Source organism: Burkholderia sp. BCC0322 (assembly GCF_902833045.1).
Classification (GTDB): domain Bacteria; phylum Pseudomonadota; class Gammaproteobacteria; order Burkholderiales; family Burkholderiaceae; genus Burkholderia.
In genome coordinates, this window is record NZ_CADFDU010000012.1 from 156,758 (window position 1) to 173,006 (window position 16,249).

Genomic DNA, 16,249 nt, shown 5'->3' on the forward strand with positions numbered 1-16,249 from the left:
CGGGGAATTCCGGCATGTGCCGTGCCGTGAGGAAGTAGCGGCGCGTGTCGGGCGTTAAAGCTCGGCGCCAACCCGCCGAATCCGGCCGCGTATCGATTACCTCGCGGATCGCGTGGATTCCAGCCGAAGGCGCGGCGATTCGCGTCAATCATTGTCAAATCGCCGCCGCTCGCCGGGCCGCGCGTGCACAATGCGCGAAAACGCTCGCGTGCCGCTCTGTGGAAGCCGAGGGCCAGCGCGAACACAGGCAACACCCGGCCAGCCGGGAAGTCCGTCACGCAGGATCGCGGCCGAGCATCGATCGGCCGTGCGGCCTTAACGGGGCGCCGGTCCGATGGCCGCGGCGCAGTGTGACGCATGCGATGCGGCCGGGCGACGTTTTCCGGTGCGCGGCGCGTGCGTCCTGAACAGTGCTGAAGAACGATATTCGACCATGTCTATTCGCTCGACCTACCTGATCCTGCCCGCAGTCGCGATGCTGTTTTCCGGCTGCGCGATGCTGACGTCGTCGCAGGAAAGCAAGCTGACCTGCCACATTCCGCGCGCCGTCTATCCGGATACCGCGAAGCCGCTCACGCGCCCGGCGACCGTGCTCGTGCGCGCGCTGATGACGACGTCCGGCGAAGCGCAGAACGTCACCGTGACGACCAGCAGCCGCAATGCGGCTGCCGACCGCGCGGCCGTCGACGCGATGACGCACGCGACGTGCGTGCAGACGGGCGCGACCGCGAACCCGTTCCTGCTGACCCAACCGTTCGTATTCGAGCCGCAGCGCGGCCAGTGATGCACGGGCGGCGCGCCCTGCGTGCGGGGTGCCGTCCGGTTTCCTTTCCTGCCGGCCGCTTCGTTGCGCTTGGCCACTGACAGTGGGTGCGCGGCCTGCGCAGCGCACACGCCCGACGGTCAGTGCTGCGGCATCAGGTTCGCGCCGTGGCAAGCCGGCTCGGCCGCCGTGCTCAGCCCGAGCAGCGCGAACCCGTTGCGTTCCTGGCGAATCAGCGCATAGTGCCGCGCAACCGTTTCGCCGGTGGTGCCCGTCAGATCGAGCTCAACCTGAAAGCGGTCCTTGCTGTCCGAGCAGCCGCGCACTGGGCCGTACGCGAACCCCCTGCCGGCCGCCTTGCCGGCCTTGTCGAACGCCTGCCGGCCTTTCAGTGCGGCCGCTGCGGCGGCGGGCTCGCTCCATTCGCGCGCCAGCGCATCGTCGACCTTCAACCATTCGTCGACGAAATCGCGGCCGTTGAGCGCGACGGGCTGTACGCGCTGCACGGTGCCGCCGTCGACGCGATAGCGGAAGATGCCCGGCCGTGTCATCACTTCGCTGTCCATCGAGCCGACCGTCGCGCGCACCTCGAAGCCGTCGGGGCGCACCTTGAACCGGATCGGGTTTTCGTCGAGCACGTAGTCGTTCGCGGAATGGAACACCGTGCGTTGCGCAGCCGAGCCGTTGGCCGGTGCGACCACGTCCGCGGCGAACTGGCTCCAGCGCGACGCGCACCACGGCGTGCCGTGGACGACCGCGACCTGCCCGCCGGGCAGCGCCGAGAACCAGAATCCCGCGCCGTACGCGCCGCCGATGTCCTTGTAGTCGTCGGCCTGCCAGCGCAGCACGCGCCGCCAGCCGCCGTTTTCCCATGCGTAAGCGGTGAGCAGGTTGTCGTCGCCGCATGCGATGTCGAAGCCGGCGCGCACGAAGAGCAACGGGCGGGATGTGCCGCCGCGTTCGACGTCGACGTCCGGATTGCGGCCGAACGCCGATTCGCCGTCTTTCGGCTGGACGGGCCGGGCCGGCACGCCGAGCGCGGCCGCGAGCGTGCGTTTCAGCGCGACCGGATCGACCTGTTCGTCGCTGCAAGCGAGCCGCGCATCGATCGTGCCGACGAGCGCCTGCTTGTAAGCACGCAACGCATCGCGCAGCGGCGGCGAAATGTCGACGCCGCCGCCGTCGCTCGGCGGAATTCGGATCTGCTGCACGCGGTGCTGCGCGTCGATGGCCGCGCGCGCGGCGGTGTCGGCAGCGGGGCAGGCGCCGGCGGCCGATGCGGCAGCCGGCAGCAGGGAGAGCGCGCACAGCAGCGGCGCGCCGTATTTCAGCGTGAGGTTCTTCATTGGTGATGTGTTTTTCTGGCTTTTTATCGTTCGAACGGGGCATCGCTACGGCCGACGATGCCCCGTGAATGGCTGCTGTTGCTGCTGGCGCTTAACCCGCCGCGTCTTCCGCCTTCCAGTCCCCCGACTTCCCGCCGCGTTTCTCGCGCACGCTCACGTCGGTGATCACCATCCCCCGATCGACGGCCTTGCACATGTCGTAGACGGTCAGCAGCCCGACCTGCACGGCCGTCAGCGCTTCCATCTCGACGCCGGTCCGGCCGAACGTCTCGACCTGCACGACGCAGTGGACGCCCGGCAGCGCGTCGTCGAGTTCGAACTCGACGGCCACGCGCGTCAGCGCGAGCGGGTGGCACAGCGGGATCAGGTCGGCCGTGCGCTTGGCGCCCTGGATGGCCGCGATGCGCGCGACGCCGAGCACGTCGCCTTTCTTGGCCTTGCCGTCGCGAATCAGCGCGAACGTAGCCGGCAACATCCGGATCGTGCCGCGCGCGATCGCGATGCGCTGGGTTTCCTGCTTGCCGCCGACGTCGACCATGTGCGCATGGCCGGCGGCGTCGAAATGGGTGAGTCCTGACATGTCATGCTCCAGTGGAACGGCGTGCTCGCGCGAGCACGTCCCGCGGTCCTGCTTCGCGATCAGGCAGGGCGCCGTATCCTGTCTCCGCACCCCGATCCGATCCAACATTTCAACGGGCGCCTATCATAGCAGTGGCATTCGTGGCGCCGGGTACGCAGATGGCGCGTATGCCGCACGGGACAGTCGCGATGCCGCCGGTACAATGACCCGAATATTCAGACCAAACGCCGCGATGCGCGCCCGGCGCGCGGGACGGCGTCGTTTTCATCCTGCCATGCGTGTCAAACAGTTGCTTGCCGTGTCGCTGTCGGTGGCGCTCGCATTGCCGCCGAGCAGCCATGCGCAGAGCGCGTCCGCGCCGCCGCTCGAATCGGCGGCCGGCGGCGCCCGGTCGATTTCCACCGTGCCATCCGGTATCGCGGCCGGCGTGTTCGGCACCTACGGCGGCGCGGAGAGCCGATTTTCGGACGCAGGCGGCGCGTCGGCGCCGGCCGCGAGCCTGCGTGCGCCGCTTCGCTCGCTCGAGTTGCCCGACCTTGGCGACGGTTCCGGCGGTTCGCTGACGCCGCAGGCCGAGCGCCGGCTCGGCGAGCGTGTGATGCGTGAAGTGCGGCGCGATCCCGACTATCTCGACGACTGGCTCGTACGCGACTACCTGAACGCGATGGCGGCGCGGCTCGCGGCCGCGGCGGCCGCGCGCTTCATCGGCGGCTACACGCCGGACTTCGACCTGTTCCCGGTTCGCGATCCGCAGATCAACGCGTTCTCGATGCCGGGCGGTTTCATCGGGATCAACAGCGGGCTCGTCGTCACGACACAGACGGAATCGGAACTCGCGTCGGTGGTCGGCCACGAGATGGGGCACGTGCTGCAGCGGCACATCGCACGGATGATCGGTGCGAACGAGAAGACCGGCTATACGGCGCTCGCGACGATGCTGCTCGGCGTGCTGGCCGGCGTGCTCGCGAGAAGCGGCGACCTCGGCAGCGCGATCGCGGTGGGCGGGCAGGCGTATGCGGTGGACAACCAGCTGCGCTTTTCGCGCTCGGCCGAGCGCGAGGCCGATCGCGTCGGCTTTCAGCTGCTCGCGGGCGCGGGCTATGACCCGTACGGGATGCCGGGTTTCTTCGAGCGGCTCGACCGCGCGTCGATGGGCGATGCGGGCGTCCCGGCCTATGCGCGCACGCACCCGCTGACCGGTGAGCGGATCGCCGACATGGAGGATCGCGCGCGCCGCGCGCCGTACCGGCAGCCGCGCCAGTCGGCCGAATACGGGTTCGTGCGCGCGCGGCTGCGCGTCCTGCAGAACCGCGCGCCGACCGACATCGCGGCCGAGGCGCGGAGGATGCAATTCGAGATCGACGATCGCACCGCGCCGAACGTCGCGGCGAACTGGTACGGCATCGCGCTCGCGAAGGCGTTGCTCGGCGAGTACGACGCGGCCGGCAACGCGCTCGCGTCGGCGCGCACCGCGTTCGACGCGCGCGAGCGGCGCGAGGACGATCCGGCGACGAGCTCGCCGAGCCTCGACGTGCTGGCCGCCGACATCGCGCGCCGCGCGGGGCGGGCTGACGACGCGGTGCGACTTGCGGCACTCGCGCAGCGTCGCTGGCCGGCATCGCACGCCGCGATCGTCGCGCATCTTCAGGCGCTGATCGCGGCACGCCGTTTCGCCGAAGCGCAGGCGCAGGCACGCGCGCAGGCGAAGGCCGATCCCGAGCAGCCGGACTGGTGGGACTATCTTGCGAAGGCGAGCGACGGCAAGGGCGACCTGCTGGCGCGGCGCCGCGCGCTCGCGGAGAAGCTCGCGCTCGACGGCGCGTGGCCGTCGGCGATTCGCCAGCTGAAGGAAGCGCGCGACGCGAAGGACGTGTCGTTTTACGAGCAGTCGATGATCGGCGCGCGGCTGCTGGAATTCGAAGCGCGCTACAAGGAAGAGCGCGAAGACGAGAAGAACGGCCGCGGGTAGCGGCCGGCGTGCGGTAAAGGCGGGCGGAGCCGCTGCGGGTCAGTTGCCGCCGCCGGTCGCACCGTGAGCCCGTTGCGCCGGGCTTGCGATGTAGCCGAATCGTGTGGGCACATCGGCGCAGACGATGTTGCCGAGCGGCACGGTGCGGCCGTCGCGCCAGCGCAGCACCGGCGGCGCGGCATCGAAATCCGCGTGATCGGCGAACAGCCCGAGATCGTGGTCGTGCAGCGCCGCGATGCGCGGCGGCGTGCCTGCCGCGCGAAACAGCACGCCACCCGCGTCGTCGAGCCATGCTTCGTCCGGTTCGAACGGCGCGCCGGTCTGGTCGGTGAGCGTGAGTTGTCCGTCGCGCTCGGCGAGCCGCACGACCCACGGCGTATAGGCGAGCTCGACGTACACGCGCTGCGGCCCGTTCTGGAAGAACCACTGGCCGTGCGCGTCGCATTCGTAGTTGCGGCCGATGAACGCGTTCAGCGCCGCATGCCGGATCGGCGAGCCGAGTTCGCCGGCCGCCTGCGCGGCGTCATCGCGCAGCCGCCATTCGCCGCGCCGGTCGAGCAGCAGCCAGCCGGTACAGTGCGGCACGTTCGGCCATTTGGCGAGGGCCTGCCTGACGATGTCATCCATGGTCGACGAATTTGGAGCAATAGCCGAACACCCGCGCCGACAGCCAGTCGAGGCGGCCGGGGAACGGCCCGGTCATGAATCCCGCGTGCCCGCCCGCCGCGGGCTGGTCGAGCTCGACGGCCGGCGATACGTCGGCCGGGCCCGGCAGCGCCGATTCAGGCAGGAACGGGTCGTTGCGGGCGTTGAGAATCAGCGTCGGCACGTCGATCGCAGGCAGCAGCGGCCGTGTCGTCGCCTTGGTCCAGTAGTCGTCCGCATCCGCGAAACCGTGCAGCGGCGCGGTCACGACCTCGTCGAAGTCGCGCATCGTCACGGCCTGCAGCATGGCTTCGCGGTCGAACAACCCAGGGTACTGGTCGAGCTTCGCGAGCGCCTTGCGCTTGAGCGTCTTCAGGAAGCTGCGCGTGTAGACCATCGCAAAGCCTTGCGACAGCGCGCGCCCGCCGGCGTGCACGTCGATCGGCGTCGAGATCGCGGCGGCCGCGCGCAGGATCGACGTGTCGCTGCGATGCTCGCCGAGCCAGCGCAGCAGCACGTTGCCGCCGAGCGACACGCCGGCCGCGACCAGCGGCCCGCGATGCTGCGCGGCAAGCCGGCGCAGGATCCAGTCGACCTCGGCGCTGTCGGCGAGATGGTAGAAGCGCGGCTGGCGGTTGATCTCGCCGCTGCAACTGCGGAAGTGCGGCACGACGGCGTGCCAGCCCTTCGCGCGCGCGGCGGCCATCATCGCGAGTGCATAGTGCGAGCCGGAGCTGCCTTCGAGGCCGTGGAACAGCACGAACAGCGGCGCATCGGGCGGCGGCGCGGCGCTGTCGAGATGCGCGACCCAGTCGAGATCGATGAAGTCGTGGTCGGGGGTTTCCCATCGCTCTCGTCGGTAAGCGACGACGGGGCGCCGCGCGAACAGCGCGGGCACGATGGTTTGCGCATGGCTGTTCGGCAGCCAGCGTGGTGCGCGATAGCGCAGGTTGTCGTCGTCGGGGGCCGGAGCCCCGGTCAGCGGCGATGTGGGCGGAGAAGCCGTACTCATGATCGCCCCGCGTTTGCGTTGCTTCGTCTTTTCGTCAGTGCAGCGGACCCTGCCCATGACGGATCTTCGCGGCGAATTGTCCGGCCGCTTGTTCGGGAATCGGGCTCGCGTGAATATGCGCGATGCGCCACTCGCCGCGTTCGTGAATCATCACGTACGTGGCGAAAACCATGTCGGGTTCGGCCGTCAGGTCGGCCTGCTGATGCGCTTCGGCGATCGTATAGACGACCGTGCCGAGGCTGTCGTACACGCGGATGTCGAGCGGCTCGATCGTCACGGGGCGCGTGGCGAGCCGGTTGGCGAGCCCGCTGCGGATCTGGTCGAGGCCGTGCAGATGCTCACCGTCCGCCCACACGCAGCTGGCGAAATCCTCGTCGATCCACAATCCCAGCAGCGCGTCGAGATTGGCATCGGCGACGGCCTGGTAGTAGGCGTTCAGCGTATCGGCGGCGGCTTCGAAGAGGCGGGCAAAACGTGGCATCGGGGTTATCTCTCGCGCGCGTCGCGCGTCGTATTCAGCACGGCGGCCCGGATGGAGCCGCCGTACACCGGTGAATCGGATTGCCCGGCGCGTCGTGCGACGCTGCCGGCGAGGGTCAGCGTTGCCCGACGAGCATGCCGCGCAAATCGCCGAATACCTGCTCGGGACCGAGTTCGCGCAGGCACTTCAGGTGGCCGAGCGGGCACTCGCGTTCGAAGCAGGGACTGCATTCGAGATGAAGCCATTGTACCTTCGCCAGGTCCGACAGCGGAGGGGTGTGGCGCGGATCGGTCGATCCGTACAGCGCGACGAGCGGCCGGCGTAGCGCGGCGGCAACGTGCATCAGCCCGGAATCGTTGGTGACCACCGCGTTCGCGCGCGCGATCAGCGCGCACGCTTCCGACAGCGAAGTCTGTCCGCACAGGTTGCGCACGTTCGGCGCGTGGTCGGCGATCGCCTGTGCCGCGGCGGCGTCCTTCTGCGAGCCGAGCGCAACGATCTGCGTGTACGGGAACGACTGATGGACGATGGTGGCGAGCGTCGCGAAGTGCTCGGGCGGCCAGCGCTTGGCCGGGCCGTACTCTGCGCCGGGGCAGAACACGACGAGCGGCTTGCGTGTATCGAGATTGAAACGCGCGGACACGCGCGCCGTCTCGTTCAGGTCGGCGTCGAGGCGCGGCGCGGGCAGCGTCTTCATCGATTCGGGCAGCTTCGCGCCCGGCGCGTACGCGAGCGCCGCGTAGTGAGCCGTCATCGGCGGCCGCTCGCCCGACTTGTCGGGGTTCGCGTGCCGCACGTTGAGCAGCCCGTAGCGGTGCTCGCCCGTGTAGCCGACCCGCAGCGGGATGTTCGCGAGCCACGGGATCACCGCGGATTTCAGCGAATTCGGCAGCACGTACGCTGCGTCGTAGCCGACGTCGCGCAGGTCGCTCGCGAGCTGCCAGCGGCGCAGCAGCTGCAGCTTGCCGTGCGCGAGATCGGTCGCGTAGACATCGTGGATCTCGGGCATGCGTTCGAGCACGGGCGCGACCCACGAGGGCGCGACGGCATCGATCGCGATGCGGGGATGGTTTTTCTTCAGCAGCGCAAAAAGCGGCTGCGCCATCAATGCGTCACCGATCCAGTTCGGTGCGATAACCAGCGCTCGACGCATCAGGTCGACTTCCGATGTCGTAATGAAGCACGGCGCTCAGGCGCCGCGTTCGGGTTGCCAGAATGGAGAAGGGCGGCGCGCCGGCAATCCGGCTGCGCCGCCTTGCGGGTCGGCGGTCCTGCAAACCTGCAGGACCGGCCGCCGGGGCTCAGTGGCCCTTGACGACCTCGCCGTCGCGCAGCTTGTAGCGCGTGCCGCAGTACGGGCAGCGTGCTTCGCCGTGCGAGACGTCGATGAAGACGCGCGGGTGAGCGCTCCAGCGCGCCATGGCCGGGTTCGGGCAGTACGCGGGAAGATCCTTGGCCGTCAGCTCGACCAGCGGCATTTCCTTGATTTCACTCATGAGACTTTCTCTTATCACTCTTTTGTGGGGCAGTCGGTGGCGCGGCGCGCTCAGACCTTCGTCAGCCAGTGCGCGTACTTCGCATTCTTGCCCGACACGATATCGAAAAACGCCGACTGGAGCTTTTCCGTGACGGGGCCGCGTGCGCCGCTGCCGATCGTGCGGTTGTCGAGCTCGCGGATCGGCGTGACTTCAGCGGCCGTGCCGGTGAAGAACGCTTCGTCGGCCGTGTAGACCTCGTCACGCGTGATGCGCTTCTCGATCACCTCGATGCCGGCGTCCTTCGCGAGCGTGATGACGGTATCGCGCGTGATGCCGTCGAGGCACGACGACAGGTCGGGCGTGTACAGCTTGCCGTTGTTCACCAGGAAGAAGTTCTCCCCGGAGCCTTCCGACACGTAGCCGTCGACGTCGAGCAGCAGCGCTTCGTCGTAGCCGTCGGCCGTCGCTTCCTGGTTCGCCAGGATCGAGTTCACGTACCAGCCCGACGCCTTCGCGCGCACCATCGACACGTTCACGTGGTGGCGCGTGAACGACGACGTCTTCACGCGGATGCCCTTCGCGAGGCCTTCCTCGCCGAGGTACGCGCCCCACGGCCATGCGGCGATCGCGACGTGGATCGTGTTGCCCTTCGCGGCCACGCCGAGCTTTTCCGAGCCGACCCAGATGATCGGGCGCAGGTAGCACGACTCGAGCTTGTTCTCGCGCACGACTTCGAGCTGCGCGGCTTCGAGCGTTTCCCGGTCGAACGGCACGTCCATCTGGAAGATCTTCGCCGAATTCAGCAGACGTTTCGTGTGCTCGTACAGGCGGAAGATCGCGGTGCTGCCGTCGGCCGACTTGTACGCGCGCACGCCCTCGAAGACGCCCATGCCGTAGTGCAGCGTGTGGGTCAGGACGTGGATCTTGGCGTCGCGCCAGTCGATCAGCTTGCCGTCCATCCAGATCTTGCCGTCGCGGTCGGCCATTGACATAGATTTCTCCTGGGATGCGGTTGTATGCAGCGTTGAGCCGGAAAGACGCTCATTTTAGCGTCATTTGAAGGCGATCCGGTCGGTCGGCGCGGGGCCGGCGCTATAATCGCCCGGTACCGATTCCAATAACGACGGGTCGTACCGGCAGGAGGCGCCGGCGCCCCGACGAACCGCCCGCTGCGGCCCGCTTCCCATGCTCGCTCGATTGTCCGCCACCGACCGCTTCGCGCTGATCCAGGGCGCGCGCGACTATTCCCCGACGTTGATGGCGATTTTCTCGTGGGGGCTCGTCACCGGCATCGCGATGAGCAAGTCGGTGATGACCCTCGGGCAGGCGAGCGCGATGTCGCTGCTGGTCTACGCGGGCTCGTCGCAGCTCGCGGTGCTGCCGCTCCTCGCGGCGAAGCTGCCGATCTGGACCATCCTGCTCACGGCCGCGATGGTCAACACGCGCTTCGTGATCTTCAGCGCCGGGCTTGCTCCCCATTTTTCCTACCTGCCGCTGTGGCGGCGCCTCGCGATCGGCTATTTCAATGGCGACGTGATCTACCTGCTGTTCCAGAAACAGGGCTTCGCGTACGGCCACGTGCCCGGCAAGGAGGCGTATTTCTGGGGGATGGCGCTCGCGAGCTGGCTGTCGTGGCAGGTGTCGTCGCTCGCCGGCATCCTGCTCGCGAGCGTCTTTCCCGCGAGCTGGGGGCTGGAGCTGGCCGGCACGCTCGCGCTGATTCCGATCATGGTGTCGGCGGTCGCGAACCGCTCGACGCTCGCGGCCGTCGCGGTCGCCGGTGTCGTGTCGCTCGTCGCGTTCGACCTGCCGTACCGGCTCGCGCTGCCGCTGGCGGTGCTCGCCGCGCTCGCGGCCGGCTGCACGGCCGATTTCTTCGTCGAGCGGGCCGACTGGCGGCGCATCCGCACCGAAACCGTGCACGAGAAGGAGATCGAATGAGCGCGACGGAAATCTGGATCGTCATCATCGGGATGACGATCGTCACCGCCGTCACGCGCGCGCTGTTCCTGATCGGCGGCGAACGCACCGTGCTGCCCGAGCGCGCGCAGCGCGCCATGCGCTACGCGCCGGCCGCGGCCTTGGTCGCCGTCGTGTTGCCCGACGTGCTCGAAACGCCGGCCGGGCTGTCGTTCGCGCTGTCCAACCATCCGTTCTACGCGGCGCTCGCCGGCCTCGGCTGGTTCCTGTGGCGGCGCAGCATGCTCGGCACGATCGTCGTCGGGATGCTCGTGTTCACCGTGCTGCGCCTGATCTTCTGATGGGCTGCCGTTCGGGCCCGTCGGGTACCGGCCGCTCGTGCGGGGGCTTTGCTGCGTTGCCGCAATGTGTCCGTTCCCGCGCGCGATCCCAAATAGGCGGAATTCGCCGCCCGCGGGTCAGTCTGCCGGGTGGATCGGCTAGAATGCCCGTTCGAGATTTTTTACCCGTGCGCGTCATGCGAACCGCCAGCCACGGCCGCATCCGGCGCCCTTTCGCGGCAGCCCGCGCACGTCCAGCGTGATTCCCCTTTCCCCATCCACTACTTCAATTTGTTCAACATGAGCCAAGTCAAGCGTCTTACCGACCTGATCGCCGCCGGCCAGCTCGCCGGCAAGCGGGTATTCATCCGCGCCGACCTGAACGTCCCGCAGGACGACCAGGGCAACATCACCGAAGACACGCGCGTGCGTGCGTCCGTGCCGGCCATCCAGGCTGCGCTCGACGCCGGCGCGGCCGTGATGGTCACGTCGCACCTGGGTCGTCCGACCGAAGGCGAATTCAAGCCGGAAGACTCGCTCGCGCCGGTCGCGACGCGTCTCGCCGAGCTGCTCGGCCGTGACGTGCCGCTCGTCTCGAACTGGGTCGAGAACGGCGTGAACGTCGCGCCGGGCCAGGTCGTGCTGCTCGAGAACTGCCGCGTGAACAAGGGCGAGAAGAAGAATTCGGACGAGCTCGCCCAGAAGATGGCGAAGCTCTGCGACGTGTACGTGAACGACGCGTTCGGCACCGCGCACCGCGCGGAAGCGACCACGCACGGGATCGCGAAGTACGCGCCGGTCGCGTGCGCGGGCCCGCTGCTGGCCGCCGAACTCGACGCGCTCGGCAAGGCGCTCGGCAGCCCGGCCCGCCCGCTGGTGGCGATCGTCGCCGGCTCGAAGGTGTCGACCAAGCTCACGATCCTGAAGTCGCTGGCCGGCAAGGTCGACCAGCTGATCGTCGGCGGCGGCATCGCGAACACGTTCATGCTCGCGGCCGGCCTGTCGATCGGCAAGTCGCTCGCGGAAGCCGACCTCGTCAACGAGGCGAAGGCGATCATCGACGAAGCGCGCGAGCGCGGCGCATCGGTGCCGATCCCGACCGACGTCGTGACGGCCAAGGAATTCTCGCCGACGGCCGTGGCCACGGTGAAGCAGGTCGCCGACATCGAAGCGGACGACATGATCCTCGACATCGGCCCCGATACGGCCAAGGCGCTCGCGAGCCAGCTCGAGAAGGCCGGCACGATCGTGTGGAACGGCCCGGTCGGCGTGTTCGAGTTCGACCAGTTCGGCAACGGCACCAAGACGCTCGCCGAAGCGATCGCCAAATCGTCCGCGTTCTCGATCGCGGGCGGCGGCGACACGCTCGCGGCCATCGCGAAGTACGGCATCCATGACCAGGTCAGCTACATCTCGACGGGCGGCGGCGCCTTCCTCGAGTTCCTCGAGGGGAAGAAGCTGCCGGCGGTGGAAGTGCTGGAAACGCGGGCGGCCTGAGCGTGGCGGCGCGCGCAGGGGTGACGAAGGCCGCGCGCTCCGCGACAGCGGAGCAGCCGGCCGGCGCGGGCAAGCGCAAACGCGCGCCCGCGCGGGCGAACACCGCCCCGCGCGCACCGGCGGCCGCCGGCGACGCGGCCGAGCAGCACCACGAGATTCAGAACAAAGCGATGCCGGGCGCAAGCACCGGCACGCCCCCCGGAACGGCCGCCGCTGGGCCTGCCGCTTCCGGCTCTCGCAGCGTTTCACCCAGCGCATCCACCTTGATCCAGATGAGGAGTTTCATGCAGCGCGCCACCAAGATAGTCGCCACGATCGGCCCGGCTTCCAGTTCGCCGGAGATTCTGCTGCAGATGATGCAGGCGGGCCTCGACGTCGTGCGGCTCAATTTTTCGCACGGCACGGCCGACGATCACCGCCAGCGCGCCGAGATGGTGCGCGAGGCCGCCCGCAAGGTCGGCCGCGAGATCGCGATCATGGCCGACCTCCAGGGCCCGAAGATCCGCGTCGGCAAGTTCGAGAACGGCAAGACGACGCTCGAGCCGGGCCAGTCCTTCATCCTCGACGCGGGCTGCGAGCTCGGCAACGACGAGCGTGTCGGCCTCGACTACAAGGAACTGCCGCGCGACCTGCGCACGGGCGACCTGCTGCTGCTGAACGACGGCCTGATCGTGCTGACCGTCGAGCGCGTGCTCGGTGACGAGATCCACACGATCGTCAAGGTGGGCGGCGAGCTGTCGAACAACAAGGGCATCAACCGCCAGGGCGGCGGCCTGTCGGCCCCCGCGCTGACCGCGAAGGACATGGAGGACATCCGTACCGCGATGTCGCTCGGCGCGGATCTGGTGGCGGTGTCGTTCCCGAAGAACGCGACCGACATGGAAATGGCGCGCCAGCTCGCGAACATCGCGGGTGCGCCGTACGGCATCAAGCCGAAGATGATCGCGAAGATCGAGCGCGCGGAAGCGATCCCGGCGTTGCAGAGCATCCTCGACGCATCCGACGGCATCATGGTCGCGCGCGGCGACCTCGCGGTGGAAGTGGGTAACGCGGCCGTGCCGGCGCTGCAGAAGCGGATGATCCGGATGGCGCGCGAGTCGAACAAGCTCGTGATCACCGCGACGCAGATGATGGAATCGATGATCCACGCACCGGTGCCGACGCGGGCGGAAGTGTCGGACGTCGCGAACGCGGTGCTCGACGGCACCGACGCGGTGATGCTGTCGGCCGAGACGGCTGCCGGCAAGTACCCGGTCGTCACGATCGAGACGATGGCGGCCGTGTGCGTCGAGGCGGAAAAGTCCGAAGAGGTCGAGCTGGACAAGGATTTCCTCGACCGCACGTTCACGCGGATCGACCAGTCGATCGCGATGGGCGCGCTGTTCACCGCGTATCACCTGGGCGCGAAAGCGATCATCGCGCTGACCGAATCGGGCGCGACCGCGCTGTGGATGTCGCGTCACTACACGCACGTGCCGATCTTCGCGCTGACGCCCCGCGTCGGCAGCGAGCGCACGATGGCGCTGTACCGGAACGTGACGCCGCTGCACGTCGACTTCAACAGCGACCGCGACTCGGCACTGCAGGCGGCGCTCGAGATCGTCGTCAAGCAGGGCTACGTGCAGCACGGCGACATGGTCGTGCTGACCGTCGGCGAGCCGATGGGGCAGGCGGGCGGCACCAACACGCTGAAGATCGTGCGGGTCGGCGAGCACTATTGAGCGCCGACTGAGCATCGGGCCGGCCTGCAGGCCGGCCGGATCGGCTGAAGAATCGATCCGACACCGTTTTTCACGCGAAAGCCGCGTGGGGTCCGAAGCCCCGCGCGGCTTTTTTTCTCTTTTTTGCCCGCATTGTGCCGTGCCAACGTAACAAATTGCGAGTCGGCGCCACCGGGCGGTCGGAATCGGAGGCGCTTCGCGATAAAATGCGGCTATTCGACGCTCAGCCGCGCCGCGCCACCCCGGGTTCGACCGGGAGCGAGCGCCGCGCCGGCGTCAGGGCGCACCGGTTTTCATTCCAAGGAGTTCCACAATGCCTCTCGTATCAATGCGTCAATTGCTGGACCACGCGGCAGAGCACGGTTACGGCCTGCCGGCCTTCAACGTGAACAACCTGGAGCAGGTCCAGGCGATCATGGCGGCGGCGGACCAGGTCGGCGCGCCCGTGATCATGCAGGCATCGGCCGGCGCGCGTAAGTACGCGGGCGAGCCGTTCCTGCGCCACCTGATCGAAGCAGCCGTCGAGTCGTACCCGCACATTCCGGTCGTGATGCACCAGGATCACGGCCAGTCGCCGGCGGTCTGCATGGCCGCGATCCGCAGCGGCTTCACCAGCGTGATGATGGACGGTTCGCTGGAAGCCGACGGCAAGACGGTCGCGTCGTACGAGTACAACGTCGACGTGTCGCGCAAGGTCGTCGAGATGGCGCACTCGATCGGTGTGACGGTCGAAGCCGAACTCGGCGTGCTCGGCTCGCTCGAGACGATGAAGGGCGACAAGGAAGACGGTCACGGCGCGGAAGGCACGATGACCCGCGAGCAACTGCTGACCGATCCGGAGCAGGCTGCCGACTTCGTGAAGCTCACGCAGTGCGATGCGCTCGCGATCGCGATCGGTACGTCGCACGGCGCGTACAAGTTCTCGAAGAAGCCGACGGGCGACATCCTGTCGATCCAGCGCATCAAGGAAATCCACGCGCGCATCCCGAATACCCACCTCGTGATGCACGGTTCGTCGTCGGTGCCGCAGGAACTGCTGGCCGAGATCCGCGAATTCGGCGGCGACATGAAGGAAACCTACGGCGTGCCGGTCGAGGAAATCCAGGAAGGCATCAAGCACGGCGTGCGCAAGATCAACATCGACACCGACCTGCGTCTCGCGATCACCGGTGCGATCCGCCGCTACCTGTTCGAGAACCCGGGCAAGTTCGATCCGCGCGACTACCTGAAGCCCGCGCGCGAAGCGACGAAGCAGGTCTGCGTCGACCGCTACCTCGCGTTCGGCTGCGAAGGCCAGGCCGGCAAGATCAAGCCGGTGTCGCTCGACAAGATCGCCGAGCAGTACAAGTCCGGCGCGCTCGCACAGGTCGTGCGCTGAGACTGTAGTACGATTGCCGCGCCCGATGCTGGCATCGGGCAACGGCAAGGCCGTCCTGCCGGGTCTGATCCGGCCCCGGGCAGCCGCTCCGTCCGGCCGAACGAGGGCCGGCCGGCAATCGCCCGGGCGCCGTCGCCCGGCCGGTTCGCCGACGTATTGCAAGACCGCCGTTCCCGCCTGCCGCGGGGAACGGCGTTTCCCTTTTGGTTTGGCTCCTTATCTGCGAAAAGACGATGTCTACCCTCTACGAATCCACGCTCCGCTCGCTGCCGCTCCTCGGTCGCGGCAAGGTCCGCGATAACTACGCGGTCGGCAACGACAAGCTCCTGATCGTCACGACCGATCGCCTGTCGGCATTCGACGTGGTGATGGGCGAGCCGATTCCGAACAAGGGCCGCGTGCTGAACCAGATGGCGAACTTCTGGTTCGACAAGCTCGCGCACATCGTGCCGAACCACCTGACGGGCGACGCGCCGGAAGCCGTCGTCGCGGCCGACGAGGTCGAGCAGGTGAAGGGCCGCGGCGTGGTCGTCAAGCGCCTCGAGCCGATCATGATCGAAGCGGTCGTGCGCGGCTACCTGGCCGGCAGCGGCTGGAAGGAATACCAGGCGTCGGGCGCCGTGTGCGGCGTGCCGCTGCCGGCAGGCCTGCAGAACGCGCAGAAGCTGCCCGAGCCGATCTTCACGCCGGCCGCGAAGGCCGAGATGGGCGAGCACGACGAGAACATCACGTTCGAGGAAACCGAGCGCCGCATCGGCACCGAGCTGGCCGCGACGATCCGCGACATCTCGATCAAGCTGTACAAGGAAGCGGCCGACTACGCGGCAACGCGCGGCATCATCATCGCCGACACGAAGTTCGAATTCGGCCTCGACAACCACGGCAAGCTGTACCTGATGGACGAAGTGCTGACGGCCGACTCGTCGCGCTTCTGGCCGGCCGACCAGTACGAAGTCGGCACGAACCCGCCGTCGTTCGACAAGCAGTTCGTGCGCGACTGGCTCGAGGCGCAGCCGTGGGGCAAGACGGCACCGGCGCCGGCGCTGCCGGCCGACGTCGTCGAGAAGACGGCCGCGAAGTACCAGGAAGCGCTCGAGCGCATCACGGGCCAGGCGCTCGCTTGATCGGGGAACGGAACA

General features: G+C 68.2%; 17 protein-coding genes. 8 read left to right on the plus strand and 9 right to left on the minus strand.

Annotation, left to right across the window (positions count from 1 at the left end; translation table 11 throughout):
* Positions 1-433: 433 nt before the first annotated feature.
* Positions 434-784 (plus strand): TonB family protein, encoded by a 351-nt coding sequence (locus HWX39_RS27760; RefSeq protein WP_175970924.1) that lies wholly within the window; start codon positions 434-436, stop codon positions 782-784.
* A gap of 119 nt (positions 785-903) precedes the next feature.
* On the opposite strand, the gene HWX39_RS27765 is transcribed toward HWX39_RS27760, so the two are convergent.
* Complete coding sequence (locus HWX39_RS27765) at positions 904-2,109, minus strand: hypothetical protein (RefSeq protein WP_175970925.1); 1,206 nt, start codon at positions 2,107-2,109, stop codon at positions 904-906.
* A 91-nt stretch (positions 2,110-2,200) separates the two neighbouring features.
* Entirely contained in the window at positions 2,201-2,689 is a 489-nt protein-coding gene (moaC, locus tag HWX39_RS27770; protein WP_175970926.1) for a cyclic pyranopterin monophosphate synthase MoaC, read from the minus strand.
* A 274-nt stretch (positions 2,690-2,963) separates the two neighbouring features.
* Between moaC and HWX39_RS27775 the strand changes: the two genes are divergently transcribed.
* Complete coding sequence (locus HWX39_RS27775; protein ID WP_175970927.1) at positions 2,964-4,658, plus strand: M48 family metalloprotease; 1,695 nt, start codon at positions 2,964-2,966, stop codon at positions 4,656-4,658.
* A gap of 39 nt (positions 4,659-4,697) precedes the next feature.
* On the opposite strand, the gene HWX39_RS27780 is transcribed toward HWX39_RS27775, so the two are convergent.
* From HWX39_RS27780 to HWX39_RS27805, 6 genes are all read right to left on the minus strand, one after another.
* The gene (locus HWX39_RS27780; RefSeq protein ID WP_175970928.1) at positions 4,698-5,285 is read right to left on the minus strand and encodes a DUF2946 family protein; all 588 of its coding nucleotides are present in this window, start codon (positions 5,283-5,285) and stop codon (positions 4,698-4,700) included.
* Entirely contained in the window at positions 5,278-6,315 is a 1,038-nt protein-coding gene (locus HWX39_RS27785) for a hydrolase (RefSeq protein ID WP_175970929.1), read from the minus strand. The genes HWX39_RS27780 and HWX39_RS27785 overlap by 8 nt, the downstream gene beginning before the upstream one ends.
* 34 nt (positions 6,316-6,349) lie before the next feature.
* Positions 6,350-6,796, minus strand: a complete 447-nt coding sequence (locus HWX39_RS27790; RefSeq protein WP_006749968.1) for a nuclear transport factor 2 family protein — start codon at positions 6,794-6,796, stop codon at positions 6,350-6,352.
* Between the two features lie 115 nt (positions 6,797-6,911).
* Positions 6,912-7,949, minus strand: coding sequence for a lipopolysaccharide heptosyltransferase II (waaF, locus tag HWX39_RS27795; RefSeq protein WP_175970930.1), 1,038 nt, complete (start codon positions 7,947-7,949; stop codon positions 6,912-6,914).
* A 148-nt stretch (positions 7,950-8,097) separates the two neighbouring features.
* Positions 8,098-8,292, minus strand: coding sequence for a zinc-finger domain-containing protein (locus HWX39_RS27800; protein ID WP_006749970.1), 195 nt, complete (start codon positions 8,290-8,292; stop codon positions 8,098-8,100).
* A 50-nt stretch (positions 8,293-8,342) separates the two neighbouring features.
* Positions 8,343-9,266 (minus strand): branched-chain amino acid transaminase, encoded by a 924-nt coding sequence (locus HWX39_RS27805; protein ID WP_011353071.1) that lies wholly within the window; start codon positions 9,264-9,266, stop codon positions 8,343-8,345.
* A gap of 193 nt (positions 9,267-9,459) precedes the next feature.
* On the opposite strand from HWX39_RS27805, the gene HWX39_RS27810 reads away from it, so the two are divergent.
* From HWX39_RS27810 to HWX39_RS27820, 3 genes are all read left to right on the plus strand, one after another.
* Positions 9,460-10,215 (plus strand): AzlC family ABC transporter permease, encoded by a 756-nt coding sequence (locus HWX39_RS27810; RefSeq protein WP_175970931.1) that lies wholly within the window; start codon positions 9,460-9,462, stop codon positions 10,213-10,215.
* Positions 10,212-10,535: an AzlD domain-containing protein gene (locus tag HWX39_RS27815; protein WP_089426237.1), complete on the plus strand. Its 324-nt coding sequence runs from the start codon at positions 10,212-10,214 to the stop codon at positions 10,533-10,535. The genes HWX39_RS27810 and HWX39_RS27815 overlap by 4 nt, the downstream gene beginning before the upstream one ends.
* A 279-nt stretch (positions 10,536-10,814) precedes the next feature.
* Complete coding sequence (locus tag HWX39_RS27820) at positions 10,815-12,011, plus strand: phosphoglycerate kinase (protein WP_175970932.1); 1,197 nt, start codon at positions 10,815-10,817, stop codon at positions 12,009-12,011.
* 157 nt (positions 12,012-12,168) lie between these two features.
* Here HWX39_RS27820 and HWX39_RS36700 read toward each other — a convergent pair whose 3' ends face one another.
* Positions 12,169-12,297 carry a hypothetical protein gene (locus HWX39_RS36700; RefSeq protein ID WP_021164118.1) on the minus strand — a complete coding sequence of 43 codons (129 nt, stop codon included), beginning with the start codon at positions 12,295-12,297 and terminating at the stop codon, positions 12,169-12,171.
* Here HWX39_RS36700 and pyk point away from each other — a divergent pair.
* The 3 genes from pyk to HWX39_RS27835 all read left to right on the plus strand — a co-directional run bounded on the left by pyk (position 12,296) and on the right by HWX39_RS27835 (position 16,234).
* Positions 12,296-13,732, plus strand: coding sequence for a pyruvate kinase (pyk, locus tag HWX39_RS27825; RefSeq protein ID WP_175970933.1), 1,437 nt, complete (start codon positions 12,296-12,298; stop codon positions 13,730-13,732). The two genes, HWX39_RS36700 and pyk, sit on opposite strands and share 2 nt — an antisense overlap.
* 313 nt (positions 13,733-14,045) lie before the next feature.
* Entirely contained in the window at positions 14,046-15,110 is a 1,065-nt protein-coding gene (fba, locus tag HWX39_RS27830; protein WP_175970934.1) for a class II fructose-bisphosphate aldolase, read from the plus strand.
* A 233-nt stretch (positions 15,111-15,343) separates the two neighbouring features.
* Entirely contained in the window at positions 15,344-16,234 is an 891-nt protein-coding gene (locus tag HWX39_RS27835; protein WP_175956483.1) for a phosphoribosylaminoimidazolesuccinocarboxamide synthase, read from the plus strand.
* Positions 16,235-16,249: the final 15 nt, after the last annotated feature.

Bases quoted from the DNA above. Each gene is read 5' to 3' on its own strand.
- HWX39_RS27785 (WP_175970929.1), bottom strand. From the start codon at position 6,315: ATGAGTACGGCTTCTCCGCCCACATCGCCGCTGACCGGGGCTCCGGCC.
- HWX39_RS27815 (WP_089426237.1), top strand. From the start codon at position 10,212: ATGAGCGCGACGGAAATCTGGATCGTCATCATCGGGATGACGATCGTC.
- HWX39_RS27775 (WP_175970927.1), top strand. From the start codon at position 2,964: ATGCGTGTCAAACAGTTGCTTGCCGTGTCGCTGTCGGTGGCGCTCGCA.
- HWX39_RS27800 (WP_006749970.1), bottom strand. From the start codon at position 8,292: ATGAGTGAAATCAAGGAAATGCCGCTGGTCGAGCTGACGGCCAAGGAT.
- HWX39_RS27835 (WP_175956483.1), top strand. From the start codon at position 15,344: ATGTCTACCCTCTACGAATCCACGCTCCGCTCGCTGCCGCTCCTCGGT.
- HWX39_RS27760 (WP_175970924.1), top strand. From the start codon at position 434: ATGTCTATTCGCTCGACCTACCTGATCCTGCCCGCAGTCGCGATGCTG.
- HWX39_RS27790 (WP_006749968.1), bottom strand. From the start codon at position 6,796: ATGCCACGTTTTGCCCGCCTCTTCGAAGCCGCCGCCGATACGCTGAAC.
- HWX39_RS36700 (WP_021164118.1), bottom strand. From the start codon at position 12,297: ATGAAACTCCTCATCTGGATCAAGGTGGATGCGCTGGGTGAAACGCTG.
- HWX39_RS27805 (WP_011353071.1), bottom strand. From the start codon at position 9,266: ATGTCAATGGCCGACCGCGACGGCAAGATCTGGATGGACGGCAAGCTG.
- HWX39_RS27810 (WP_175970931.1), top strand. From the start codon at position 9,460: ATGCTCGCTCGATTGTCCGCCACCGACCGCTTCGCGCTGATCCAGGGC.
- HWX39_RS27820 (WP_175970932.1), top strand. From the start codon at position 10,815: ATGAGCCAAGTCAAGCGTCTTACCGACCTGATCGCCGCCGGCCAGCTC.
- HWX39_RS27765 (WP_175970925.1), bottom strand. From the start codon at position 2,109: ATGAAGAACCTCACGCTGAAATACGGCGCGCCGCTGCTGTGCGCGCTC.
- waaF (WP_175970930.1), bottom strand. From the start codon at position 7,949: ATGCGTCGAGCGCTGGTTATCGCACCGAACTGGATCGGTGACGCATTG.
- HWX39_RS27780 (WP_175970928.1), bottom strand. From the start codon at position 5,285: ATGGATGACATCGTCAGGCAGGCCCTCGCCAAATGGCCGAACGTGCCG.
- fba (WP_175970934.1), top strand. From the start codon at position 14,046: ATGCCTCTCGTATCAATGCGTCAATTGCTGGACCACGCGGCAGAGCAC.
- pyk (WP_175970933.1), top strand. From the start codon at position 12,296: ATGCAGCGCGCCACCAAGATAGTCGCCACGATCGGCCCGGCTTCCAGT.
- moaC (WP_175970926.1), bottom strand. From the start codon at position 2,689: ATGTCAGGACTCACCCATTTCGACGCCGCCGGCCATGCGCACATGGTC.